Below are 12,005 nucleotides of genomic sequence, written 5' to 3'. Positions count from 1 at the left end.
TCAAGGGACGTCTCCTGGCGAATATGGCGAAAGCGCTGTGGCGACCGTGAGCGGATCGACTTATAGTTACACTGCGACAGGCCTGGCAAATGGCACAACTTACTATTTCAAAGTCAAGGCGGGAAATGACGGCGGAAGCAGCGAATATTCCAATGAAGTAAGTGCAACACCTAAGACGGTCCCGGCTTCGCCGACAGACATCGTCGCAACCGCAGGAAATGGGCAGGCGACCATCACCTTTACGCCTCCTGCCGATAACGGCGGAAGTGCAATTACGGGGTATGAGGTCATTTCATCGCCAGGCAACATTATCGCGACAGGAACAGCCAGTCCCATTACAATAACAGGACTGCAGAATGGAACGACGTACACCTTTACGGTAAAAGCCATTAATCGTGCGGGCGGCAGTGCCGCATCTGCTGTCTCTAATTCAGTTACACCGCTGGCGCCTGAGCCGGCTGCTCCGAGCCTACCGGTGCGGGCGAATACAGGAGTCGATGCATATGTTAATGGCAAGGTGCAGACTGTCGGCTCGGAAACAATGGCTAAAGTGAATGACCAAGCGGTCACGACCATAGTGATTGATCCGAAGAAGCTGGACGGCATCCTTGCAGCAGAAGATCAGCATGCGGTAATTACGATACCGTTAAATACGAAAGCGGATGTCGTGGTTGGCGAACTGAACGGCCAGATGGTTAAAAACATGGAGCAAAAGCAGGCGGTTCTGGAAATCAAAACGGGGAACGCCACCTACACCTTGCCTGCCGAGCAGATTAATATTAGCAATCTATCGGACAAGCTTGGGAAGCCGCTAGCGCTCCAGGATATCAAGGTGCAAATCGAAATCGCCGCGCCGACGGCAGACATGGTACAGATCGTTGAGAACTCGGCGTCCAAAGGCCAGTTTACGATTGTCGTTCCGTCGCTTAACTTCACGGTCAGAGGGACTTACGGGGATGCGAAGATTGAAGTATCCAGGTTCAATGCCTATGTAGAACGGACGCTTGCCATTCCGGAGGGCGTAGACCCTAATAAAATCACCACTGGCGTTGTGATTGAACCGGATGGAACCGTCCGCCATGTGCCTACGAAGATCGCTATCGTTGATGGTAAATATTACGCAAAAGTGAACAGCTTGACGAATAGCACGTACTCCGTGATCTGGCATCCGCTTGAGTTCAAGGATGTCGCCAAGCATTGGGCAAAAGATGCGGTGAACGACATGGGCTCGCGGATGATCGTCAGCGGCAATGGCAATGACATGTTCAATCCGGATCAAGATATTACCCGTGCGGAGTTTGCGGCAATCGTCGTTCGGGGGTTGGGACTGAAGCTTGAGCAGGGCGCAGCGTCATTCACGGATGTGAATACTTCGGACTGGTACAGCAGCGCGGTTCAAACGGCTTACACGTACGGACTGATTACCGGATTTGAAGACGGGACTTTCCATCCGATGGACAAGATTACGAGGGAGCAGGCGATGGCAATTATCGCGAAGGCGATGACGATCACTGATCTGAAAGCAAAGCTGCCTTCGAAAGAAACCGGAGAAATTCTGAGTCCATTTGCAGACGGGAATAAGGCTTCCGGGTGGGCGAAGAATAGTATAGCCGACTGCTTGCAAGCAGGAATCATTTCCGGCAGAACCGGCAGCCAGCTTTCGCCAAAGGATAGCATTACCAGAGCAGAGGTTGCCATCATGATTCAGAGACTTCTGCAAAAGTCCGGATTGATTAACTAACATACTTTAACTTTATAACGAGCTATTCTCCAAACGATCAATGATTGGACTGGAGAATAGCTCTTTCTTTTAGCCGGTTGGATGAGGGAGCAAGTTGTTGGTTTCCCCGCCGATTTGGCTATAATATTTTTAGCTGCGAGAAAATAAAGGGTATGGAGGCTCACGCATGAACATGAATTCGAAGAACAGCGTAATTACGAAGCTTTGCAGTACGTCATTGAGCGCCAGGCCCTGAATGATGACGGATATTTGTACTTCGCTTATCCCAAGAAAAATAATCCGAAATACAAAGAATACATAGACCGTGACAGCTTCATGGCTCATATCCCCGTAGATGAAGAAGGGTATGTACAGAGCAGCCGCCTGAAGTTTTCAAGGATGGTCAGTCTGGATGAGGTGTTCACCGTCGTCGGCCTGAAATCGCAAGCCCCGAAGAAGAAAGCCGCCAGTGCCAGGAGCAGTCAATGCGTTGACGATTATATCGGATCGATCTCGGACATCAGGCGCTATCTGGAGAGCCATATGAAAGATATTCTGGCCCAAGGATATAAATCTGTCGATTTGTATCGGAGAAGAGGGCAATAGCTTGCGGAACCGAGTGATTAAAAAATTAAATATTGACAATTGGCCGGCGCATAACTATTATATGAAATATCATAAATACCTAGTGGATTAATCAACTTTATTTCGCTGACCAGACTACTGGAGGTTTGATTTCAAATCAGGCCTCCTTTTTGCGTTCCGGGAAAGTGAAGGCCCATTCTCTAATCCGAAAGGAGCGATGAAATCATGACCGTGCATTTAACGTTCGATAACGAAAATCTTGCAAAAGCTTATGACGAAATCAGCAATTCGCAATTTAACAATGGAACGCTGCTGGTTGAGAAGCTGGAGGTCAAGCCCGGACAGTCGATTCTTGACATCGGCAGCGGCACAGGCCGCTTGGGGCGGCACATCAATGAACTTATCGGAGATACCGGAAGCTTTCTGGGGATTGATCCCCTGGAGGAGCGCGTCAAAATCGCCAATGACAAGAATCGGCACGGCAATACCGTATACCGGATCGGTGTGGCCGAGGATCTCGGCTTCATTCCGGACAGCAGCATCGACATCATTTATCTGAACGCCGTTTTCCATTGGGTCATCGATAAAGAACAAGCGCTGCGGGAAATTTACCGGGTGCTTAAGCCCGGAGGAAAGGTCGGTTTTGCCACCGGAGCCAGAGAATTGAACAGCATTACCGGATTACAGCACATTACCAATAAGGTTCTGTCCGAGGGCTTGTACAAGCAGGCTGTGAACTTTGCGGAGAGCACACAGCATCAGCATGGACTGACGGCCACCAGCCTCGTTCAGCTGCTCGCGGGCAGCGGGCTGAAGGTCAGGGAAGTGCAGATCAAGGAGATCGAGCGGCAGTATGGCTCTGCGCAGGAGATCACCCGCTTTTTCGAGGCAAGCTCCTTCGGCAACTATTTGAATCATGTGCCGGATGCGCTCCGGCCGCAGGCCAAGTCTGATATTGAAGCGGAACTGGAGAAGCACCGAAGCGGGGACGGATGGCTTAAATTCAGCAGCTATACGATTTTTGCCATTGCCCAGAAAAGTCTGTCCATCGCGGCCTGAGTGCATTACGGAAATTCCGGAATTTCAGAAAATTACAAGGAGTGCATGAACATGAGTGAAGGAGCAAGAAACCAGATTGTAGAATATTTAAATGATACCCGCTTTGTTGTATTGGCGACGGTTGACAACGAGCAATCGCCCGTTCTTAGAAGCCTGGGTTCCTTTGTCGCGGACGGATACACCATTTACTTCTCAACCCAGAAGAACAGCAACAAGGTGGAGCAAATTCAGGGGAATCCGAAAATCGTTCTCTTCTTCCAGCATGAGAATCAGGAGCTGTCAAGCTTTGTGAATGTTTCCGTACACGGAACAGCCCAGGCGATTAGTGAACCGGCCGAGACTGACCGGGCGATTCAGCAGCTAAGCAGCCGCAATCCCCGGTTCAAAGAAAGAGCGGAGAAGGGCGAGCTCCAGGATACAGTGATCTACAAGGTGGACGCCCGGGAACTTAAAGTGCTGGATTTCTCCAAGGGAATCGGGCCAAGCGCGGTCGAGGTTATCGCGGTATAAATCAGCTTGACGAAGAGCCTGTTCGCGGATATAGCGGATGGGCTTTTTTTGCGAAAATTCTTTACCGATCGTTCTCAATATGCTATGATGACTTTGCAAGGAGGTGTGAGTGAAGAAATATGGCCAGAAGCAAAGAGTTTGATATTGATACAGTATTGCGTAAAGCAGTGCATTTATTCTGGAGTCAAGGATATGAGAAGACCTCCATGAAAGACCTGGTTGAAACCATGGGGGTTCATAAACGAAGCATGTACGACACGTTCGGTGACAAGCATACTTTATTTATGAAAGCGATGGAGCGGTATGACGAGACGGTGGGGGCTTTGGTTGGCGCCCGCATTCAGGATCAGACTTCTGTGAAACAGGCGGTCCGTTCCATTTTCGAAATGGCCATCAGTGTGGGCGATGCCCGGCCTCCGGGATGTCTGATCGTCAATACAGCGTGTGAGCTTTCCTTGCTGGACCCGGAAGCGGCGGCCAAGGTCAATGAATATTTTGCCAAGACAGAGGCCCTTCTGTCCGAACTGATTACGCACGGTCAGGCCACGGGGGAAATTTCAAGCCAGCATGACGCGGGGAAGCTTTCCCATTATTTACTTAATTCGCTGACAGGCCTTCGGGTACTGGTTAAAACAACAAGCGACAGACAGAAGCTGGGGGATATTATCGACATGACGCTGGCTATATTGGAGTAAATTTTTTTTAATCTTTTGAGAATGATCGTTCTTAATAAACCAAGCAGGAGGAAAAATTATGGGAGCCATATCTGATATAGAGATACTTGAGACAAGAGAGAAAGCTTTTAACGAGAAATGGATCGTCCCCTTCTGGAGCCTGGCCGCGATGCTCGTGGTCATGAATACGACGATGTTCAACGTGGCTCTGCCCAGAGTAGCCAGCGAGTTTTCTTTAACGCCAACCGTTGCTTCATGGATTGTAACCGCCTATTCCATTGTTTTTGGGATCTCGACCATTACGTATAGCCGGCTGACCGACTTTTTGCCGATTCGTAAAATGGTTCTGTTCGGCGCCTTGTTACTGGTGCTGTCCTCATTGCTCGGATACTTCGCACATACGTTTATTCTATTAATGACCGCCCGGATCTTTCAGGCGATAGGGGCTGCGGCTTTTCCCGGACTGGGCTATGTATTGTTCTCCAGGTATATTCCCAAGGAGCGCAGAGGCAGCGCCATGTCCTTCATTGCTTCAGGCACCTCGCTTGGATTCGGATTGGGACCGGTGGTCGGGGGCGCCCTGACCCAGTATCTCGGATGGAACTTCCTTTTTGTCATGACCGCTGCGGTCTTGTTTATCACTCCAATTTTTAACAGACATGTGCCTATGGAAGAGACCAAATCCGTCCAATTCGATTTCGCCGGAAGCTTGCTGGTGGCGGCTTCGATTACGGGGCTGCTGCTGTTCGTTACGACTTTTGCTCCCTGGCCGCTTTTCATTAGCTTAATTACGATGGGGCTCTTGTGGCGGCATATCAATCGAACCCGTTCGCCGTTTATCCATCCGGAGCTGCTTCGCCGGAAAGGGTTCAGACAACTACTGTCGATCAGCTTCACCGCCTATTTCATCCATTTCGCCACGCTGTTCGCTATGCCGATCCTGCTGGCTCAAGTCTTTCACCGGAGTCCGCTGGAAATCGGATTGATTATATTCCCGGGTGCGATAGTTACTGCGTTCGCCTCAAGAAAAATAGGGAAAATCATCGACCGGTTTGGCAACGGCATCGTCTCCAGATGGGGGGCAGGGTTTCTGTTGCTTTCCGTCGTCCTGTTTGCAACGATATCCAGTCTTTCCATCTACGGTGTTCTCATCAGTTATTTCTTTATGAGCCTTGGATTTTCCAGTCTGACCGCCAGCAATTCCAATGAAATCTCCCAGTACCTTCCTATGGAATACATGGGGGCAGGTATGGGCATGAGTCAACTGGTCGGCTTCTTCGGAGGCGCGTTCGGAGTAGGCATTACGGGGATGCTGATTGCCCTGCAAAAGGGAACGGATATGGCCAGCGTGTTTCAACACATTTATCTTGGACTGTGCTTGCTGCCCCTAATTTCCTTGTACTTGCTGGGCAAGTATGATAAGCGAACTCGCGGGTTAATGAAATCCCAATTCTAAATGAGGAGTGTTTAAAATGACGGACAAAAAATATGACAGCACAAATACGGGACTTCTGCTGGTTGATCCGTATAACGACTTCCTGGCTTCCGAAGGCAAGCTGTACCCCTATGCCAAAGAAGTGGCGGAGTCCGTGAACATGCTGGAGCATCTGAAAGAAATCGTGGCAGCGGTCCGCGAGGCGGGCATTCGGGTGTTTTTCGTGCCGCATCACCGCTTTGAACCGGGAGATTTTTCAACATGGAAATATCCGACGCCTTATCAGCTCTCTACAGCCAAAGCCCAACCCTTTGCCAAAGGCACCTGGGGAGGCGAGTTTCATCCCGATTTCCAGCCGCAGGATGGCGACATTATCATTAAAGAGCATTGGTCCCAAAGCGGCTTTGCGAACACGGACCTGGATCACCAGCTCAAAGTGCATGGCATCGGCAAAATAATCATCATCGGCATGCTGGCGAATACGTGCATTGAATCCACCGCCAGATTCGGAATGGAGCTTGGTTACCACGTCACGCTCGTAAAAGATGCGACAGCGGCCTTCAGCCGGGAGGCGATGCATGCGGCGCATGAGATTAACGGTCCGACTATCGTCCATGAGATTCTTACCACAGAAGAACTGATTAACGCTCTGGGAGGTAATTAATATGGAATACCGGAATTTGGGACGCACAGGCATGAAAGTAAGTAATTTTACTTTGGGTACGGGAGCATTTGGATCATGGGGAAACACGAGCGAGGAAGAATGCATTCAGATCGTGGATACCGCTATCGGAAATGGCATCAACTTTATTGACACAGCCGACGTGTATGCGGCCGGCGGTTCCGAAGAAATTGTCGGGAAGGCTCTAAAGGGCCGGCGTGATGAGGTAGTGCTTGCCACCAAAGTCGGAATGCCAATGGGGCAAGGGCTGAATCTAAGCGGAAGCTCGCGACTCTGGATCAGACAGGAAGTCGAGAACAGCTTGCGCCGGCTTCAAACGGACCATATTGACCTCTATCAGCTCCATCGTCCCGACCCGCAAACCGATATTGAAGAGACGCTTGGCGTACTAACCGATCTTGTTCAGGAAGGGAAGATCCGTTATATTGGCTCCTCCACTTTTCAGGCCTGGCAGATTGCCGAGGCGCAAGGGGTAAGTGAACGCCGTAATCTGGCGCGCTTCGCAAGCGAGCAGCCTCCTTATTCCATCCTGAACCGCAGCATTGAGCTGGACGTTCTTGAAGTGGCGAGAAAATACGGCCTGGGCGTGCTGGTATGGAGTCCGTTATCGGGAGGCTTGCTCACAGGAAAATACGCCAAAGGTCAAGCCGCTTCCTCGGATACCCGCGCCGCCCGTTTTCAAGGAAGTATACTGGGAAGGATCGTGGACCCGACCCGTGAAGAAAATCGCGTGAAGTTCGAAATCATTAACGAGCTGCAAGGACTTGCCGCCGAGGCCGGAATCTCCCTTGCCCATATGGCTGTCGCCTTCACCCAAGCGCATCCGTCTATTACTTCAACCATTATTGGACCGCGAACGCTGGAACAGCTTCAAGGATCATTGGCAGGCATTGATGTTCGGTTAAGCTCTGATCTGCTTGATGCCATTGACACGATTGTTGCTCCAGGGAAGACGCTGGATGATTTGGAGCGGGGCTGGATTCCGGGTTGGATGGATGCGGCGAGCAGACGGCGGGCTTAAATATCCTGAAATATTTAGGCATGAGCCAAAATATGACAAAGAGTTCAACCAAAAGAGCAATGCAGGACAGGAAGAAGTCTCCTTCGGGATATATCATTAGAGGTGTTATGAGAACCAATACAAGGATTGACTGGCATCGCAAAGTCGAGAAAGCGAAACAACCGTTCATTTCGGATCATCCGAAGAAATCGGCCCGGCCTGGGATAGATGGGTGAAGGAATGGCTGCCGGAGAGCGGATGGCAGGCCGATCCGTCAAGACCTAACTATGAATGGTACCAGAATTCATGCGTTCCGGCGGAGCTGTCGTTAACCTTTCTGTGCACACCGGTAGTCAAAATGGATAACTGAGCCAAAGCCGCCGGACCCTTTCAGGCATCCGGCGGCTTAATGGCCGATTCTTTGGTACAGCTGTTTGATAACGTCCTCAATTTTGGGCTCCTGGACGGTCAGGTTGTGGATGTCCAGCAGGTCGGAGAGCTGCTTGATCATCGAGGCCACCTGCTTGTCGTCCTCGATCCGGAAGAACAGCTGGCTGTCTTCTCTCCGTTCGACAGGCGGTCCGTTCCAGGCCGCTTCCTCCCAGTTCGGCGCATCCACGACCAGGTAGCGAAACCCTCCGAACTCGGCGGTCATGATCTCAGTGCTGCCGTCGAACAGGATTTGCCCTTTGTCGATGAAGATGACTCTATGGCATAGCTTTTCGATATCGTCCATGTTGTGGGTCGTTAAGATGATCGTAATTTCCTTCTCCTTGTTGATTTCTTGCAGAAAGGACTGGATCTTCTCCTTCGCCATGATGTCAAGTCCGATGGTCGGCTCGTCGAGGAACAGAATTTCCGGCTCATGCAGCAGGGCCGCGGCAATATCCCCCCGCATTCGCTGCCCCAGGCTTAGCTGGCGGACCGGTGTTGAAAGGAAGGAGGACATGTCAAGAATATCGGTGAACATGTCCAGGTTGTGCTTGAACCGCTCTTTCGGCAGATCGTATATTTTACCGAGCAGCTTGAAGGATTCAATCAGCGGCAGATCCCACCACAGCTGGGTGCGCTGCCCGAAGACTACGCCGATCTGCCCCGCGTGCCGCTTGCGGTTCATATGCGGCTCTATTCCATTCACATGTACAGTTCCGGACGTAGGAACAAGCACGCCGGCCAGCATCTTGATGGTGGTCGATTTTCCCGCCCCATTCGGTCCGATGTAGCCGACGATATCCCCCTTCCGTACAGTGAAGGACACGTGATCCACGACGTTCTTGGACTGTTTTTTGAAGGAAAAGAGAGCTTTGAGCAGCTGAAAGGAGCCTTCCGGCTTCTCTTTGGTATAAAACTGCCGCACCAGATTATCCGCTACGATAATGTCCAAATTATGACCCCGCTCCTTTATAGGCATTCAGCCCTTTTGTCCATACGAAATAAGTGACCGAGACCAGGAGCAGCGCCACAAGCGGCGTCAGGTACATCAGTACGGGCGAGAATGGGACGCCTGACCGGTCTCCGAAGAAAAAGTAAGAAGGATAGTAGCTGATAAACGCGACTGGCAAAATGAAGGTCAGCAGAACCTGCAAGACGCCGTTATAGACGGACAGCGGAAAGCGGGTAAACTGTGCGAGCAGCTGGTCCAGAATATGGCGCATCGCCCCGCCCTGCAAGGTCCAGAACACCATGCAGCCGATCATCATCTGCAGCGACCATTCAATGGCGGCGCCGCTGATGACGATGACCAGCAGAATCGCGATTTTTCCCAAAGTCCAATCCGGAATATGTACCATGGCTGCCACGAGTCCGATGAGGCCTGCCAGCATATCTCCGAATCCGTAGATTTGGATATTGTGGGCGGCGAAGGAGAACATCGGGTTGAGCGGCCTGACCAGGAAGCGGTCAAACTCGCCATTGCGGATCAGCGATTCGAGAAACCAGCTCTGCACGAAAAATGCGATGAAGATGCCGTGCGTTGTCCGCCAGAGGGAGGTCATGAAGATCAGCTCGTACGTGCTCCAGCCGTCAATGACGGGAACCTTCTGCGTGATGACCCAGGAGACCAGGATAAAAGACAGACCGAGAAACGTAATGCTCAGCACCCCGATGGCGAAGTTTAACGGATAGGCCATATGCGAACGCAAATTTGCGGACTGCATCGCCAAATACAGCTTGATATGTCTGCCGATCATTTGGACTGTCGCTCCTTACTTATAGTTTAGCCTCCCGAGATGACCAGCTTCCGCTCGATCCAGGCGAGGATCATCCGGCTCAGCAGCAGGAGGAGGAGGCACCAGACGGCTTGAAAGGCGAGCTGTTCCCAGACGGCGGCTCCGGTTATTTTTCCAATAAACAAGGACAAGGGGATGTTGAAAATACCCTGAAACGGAAGCCAAAGCAGGACCCGGCTGACCGCGTCCGGGAAGAACCAGAGCGGAATCATGGCGCCGGAGCAGATGTCGATAATCACGGATTTGAACATGTCGATCCCCCACGTTTCCGTGAACAGGATGGCCAACATGCCGACGATAAAATTAATCAGAAAGGACAGCAGAAAGGCGAGCAGGACGCTTACAGCGAAAGCGGCAGCCTGCATGCCGGCCGGATAATCGATGGGGAAGAACAGGAGCACCGCAATCAGCTGCGGAATAACGGCATACACCACATTGAACACGAAGACGCCCGCCGCTTTGGAGAAATGCATCCATTCAAAGTCCCAGGGCTTCTGCATATCGAATACGATGGAGCCGTCCCTGACTTTATCGCTGATTTCATAAGAGATGGAGGGGGGCATGATGGCGAACAGGATGACAGAAAGCATCGCATAGGTCTGCATTCCCTGCGAAGTGACGCCCGTGGATAGGGCAAGCCCTTGCCCGTTGGCATAAATGGCCTTCCAGATTTCTCGGAAAGCGATGACCAGAATAAACGAATTCATGATGCGCAGCAGCAGATCAAACTTGTATACCTGCGTGTTTTTCAGGGTGGTTATCGTATAGGCGGCGTACTTCCCCACAGAACCACTCTCCTAGAAATGGGTTGAACATCCAATTGGATGCGTTCACATCATTGTACTGCAAACCGCCGGACGCGGCATTTGATTTTTTCGGGTAAAAATGTATAAGATTTTCAGCCCGCACCTTCCGGGCGAATCCTGGCGTCCTGCCAGCCCTCGTAATCCCCTTTTTGGCGGAGCAGGCATATGCTATCCCAAGACAATGCCTGTGAAATGAGGGAGCTTATGAACAGATACGGGTGTGAATGGCGAGGTCCCGTCAAGAAAATGAGCGGGCTCGGCATCGCCAGCCGGGCATATGTGGGAGCGCTGCGGCGGCAGGGCGTAAATGTGCGGGTAGGCTTCAAAGCATTAAAGAGCCGGGGAATCCGGCGGTCAGCATATAAAAAGGTTCTAATCTGCCACCATCAGCCGCAGCATGTACATGTGAAAGAGGAGAGGAAGCATTTCGATCATATCATCCTGAACACTATTTGGGAGACGACGCAGCTGCCAAGCCGCTGGAAGCCGCACATGAATAAATTTGACGCGGTTTTTGTGCCCACACTCCAGAATAAGGAGGCTCTCCTGAAGAGCGGCGTCAAGGTTCCCATCTTCATCGTCCCTCATGGGGTGAATACGAAGGAGTACCGTCCGGGCAATCCCAAGCTGAGTCTGCCGGAGTATAAAGGAAGATTTGTGTTTGTGTCCGTATTTGGCTTTCAGCACCGCAAGAATCCGGAAGGGCTGCTCCGGGCTTACTGGGAGGAGTTCTCCGCCAGTGATTCCGTACTGCTGGTGATCAAGACGAACGGCTATAACGCCAGTGAGAACGAAGACTGGATCAAGAATAGAATCAACCGGTACAAGAAAGAGCTGGGTCTTAACAAAAGCACCGCTCCCGTCAAGGTGATCGGCAGGCAGATCACACCCGGGCAGCTTAAAGGGATTTATACGCTTGGGGACGCTTATGTTCTTCCGACGAGAGGGGAAGGCGTTGGCCTGCCGTTCCTTGAAGCCATGGCCAGCGGCATTCCGGTTATTGCGACGGGCTGGGGAGGGCATATGGATTTTGTGAACCGCCGGAATGCTTTCCTGGTAAAATACAAGCTGCGCAACCCGGCAATCAGCATGGGCAGCAGACATGCGATTTCCCGCAAATTTCGCCACCTCTTCGCGGAGCGTGGACAGCAGTGGGCGGAGGCGGACCTTCGAAGCCTCAGAAAGCAGATGCGGACCGCTTATGAGAATCCCGGCCTTTGCAGGCTGAAAGGCTTGCAGGGGCGTCAGGATGCGTTAAAGCTTTCCTGGGACCGGTCCGGCCGATTGATGAAGCAGGCAATCGAAC

At 51.6% G+C, this 12,005-nt stretch carries 13 protein-coding genes; 10 read left to right on the top strand and 3 right to left on the bottom strand.

Going from position 1 to position 12,005, the window contains the following annotated elements:
- The 9 genes from L692_RS0111725 to L692_RS31790 form a co-directional block, all read left to right on the top strand.
- On the top strand, nt 1-1,741 hold a 1,741-nt coding region (locus L692_RS0111725; protein WP_025700050.1), incomplete at its 5' end, for an S-layer homology domain-containing protein.
- Between the two features lie 204 nt (nt 1,742-1,945).
- Complete coding sequence (locus tag L692_RS0111720; RefSeq protein WP_025700049.1) at nt 1,946-2,326, top strand: hypothetical protein; 381 nt, start codon at nt 1,946-1,948, stop codon at nt 2,324-2,326.
- A 204-nt stretch (nt 2,327-2,530) separates the two neighbouring features.
- A complete protein-coding gene (locus L692_RS0111715) occupies nt 2,531-3,364 on the top strand; it encodes a class I SAM-dependent methyltransferase (protein ID WP_036723333.1) in 834 nt (277 codons plus the stop codon).
- 51 nt (nt 3,365-3,415) lie between these two features.
- On the top strand, nt 3,416-3,874 hold the full coding sequence (locus L692_RS0111710) for a pyridoxamine 5'-phosphate oxidase family protein (protein ID WP_051503484.1): 459 nt from the start codon (nt 3,416-3,418) through the stop codon (nt 3,872-3,874).
- A 119-nt stretch (nt 3,875-3,993) separates the two neighbouring features.
- Nucleotides 3,994-4,569, top strand: coding sequence for a TetR/AcrR family transcriptional regulator (locus L692_RS0111705; RefSeq protein ID WP_025700044.1), 576 nt, complete (start codon nt 3,994-3,996; stop codon nt 4,567-4,569).
- Nucleotides 4,570-4,627: 58 nt separating this feature from the next.
- Complete coding sequence (locus L692_RS0111700) at nt 4,628-6,004, top strand: MFS transporter (protein WP_025700043.1); 1,377 nt, start codon at nt 4,628-4,630, stop codon at nt 6,002-6,004.
- 16 nt (nt 6,005-6,020) lie between these two features.
- A complete protein-coding gene (locus tag L692_RS0111695; protein WP_025700041.1) occupies nt 6,021-6,647 on the top strand; it encodes a cysteine hydrolase family protein in 627 nt (208 codons plus the stop codon).
- Between the two features lies 1 nt (nt 6,648).
- Entirely contained in the window at nt 6,649-7,686 is a 1,038-nt protein-coding gene (locus L692_RS0111690; protein ID WP_025700039.1) for an aldo/keto reductase, read from the top strand.
- A 211-nt stretch (nt 7,687-7,897) separates the two neighbouring features.
- Nucleotides 7,898-8,035: a hypothetical protein gene (locus tag L692_RS31790; RefSeq protein ID WP_156940406.1), complete on the top strand. Its 138-nt coding sequence runs from the start codon at nt 7,898-7,900 to the stop codon at nt 8,033-8,035.
- Between the two features lie 36 nt (nt 8,036-8,071).
- Here the strand turns inward: L692_RS31790 and L692_RS0111685 are convergent, their stop codons facing one another.
- Genes L692_RS0111685 through L692_RS0111675 form a run of 3 tightly spaced genes read right to left on the bottom strand, consistent with a single transcriptional unit; the run spans nt 8,072 to nt 10,678 of the window.
- Nucleotides 8,072-9,049: an ABC transporter ATP-binding protein gene (locus L692_RS0111685; protein WP_025700036.1), complete on the bottom strand. Its 978-nt coding sequence runs from the start codon at nt 9,047-9,049 to the stop codon at nt 8,072-8,074.
- Nucleotide 9,050: 1 nt separating this feature from the next.
- On the bottom strand, nt 9,051-9,854 hold the full coding sequence (locus L692_RS0111680; protein WP_025700035.1) for an ABC transporter permease: 804 nt from the start codon (nt 9,852-9,854) through the stop codon (nt 9,051-9,053).
- A gap of 26 nt (nt 9,855-9,880) precedes the next feature.
- Entirely contained in the window at nt 9,881-10,678 is a 798-nt protein-coding gene (locus L692_RS0111675; protein WP_025700034.1) for an ABC transporter permease, read from the bottom strand.
- 225 nt (nt 10,679-10,903) lie between these two features.
- On the opposite strand from L692_RS0111675, the gene L692_RS0111670 reads away from it, so the two are divergent.
- A partial coding sequence (locus L692_RS0111670) for a glycosyltransferase (protein ID WP_025700032.1) occupies nt 10,904-12,005 on the top strand: 1,102 nt, incomplete at its 3' end.

Origin of the sequence: Paenibacillus forsythiae T98, from assembly GCF_000520735.1 — a bacterium.
Taxonomy (GTDB): Bacteria; Bacillota; Bacilli; order Paenibacillales; family Paenibacillaceae; genus Paenibacillus_AQ; species Paenibacillus_AQ forsythiae.
Note: the sequence above shows the minus strand (reverse complement) of the source record. Positions and strands in the feature narration are given on the sequence as shown.

Bases quoted from the DNA above. Each gene is read 5' to 3' on its own strand.
- L692_RS0111715 (WP_036723333.1), top strand. From the start codon at position 2,531: ATGACCGTGCATTTAACGTTCGATAACGAAAATCTTGCAAAAGCTTAT.
- L692_RS0111710 (WP_051503484.1), top strand. From the start codon at position 3,416: ATGAGTGAAGGAGCAAGAAACCAGATTGTAGAATATTTAAATGATACC.
- L692_RS0111700 (WP_025700043.1), top strand. From the start codon at position 4,628: ATGGGAGCCATATCTGATATAGAGATACTTGAGACAAGAGAGAAAGCT.
- L692_RS0111690 (WP_025700039.1), top strand. From the start codon at position 6,649: ATGGAATACCGGAATTTGGGACGCACAGGCATGAAAGTAAGTAATTTT.
- L692_RS0111705 (WP_025700044.1), top strand. From the start codon at position 3,994: ATGGCCAGAAGCAAAGAGTTTGATATTGATACAGTATTGCGTAAAGCA.
- L692_RS0111695 (WP_025700041.1), top strand. From the start codon at position 6,021: ATGACGGACAAAAAATATGACAGCACAAATACGGGACTTCTGCTGGTT.
- L692_RS0111680 (WP_025700035.1), bottom strand. From the start codon at position 9,854: ATGATCGGCAGACATATCAAGCTGTATTTGGCGATGCAGTCCGCAAAT.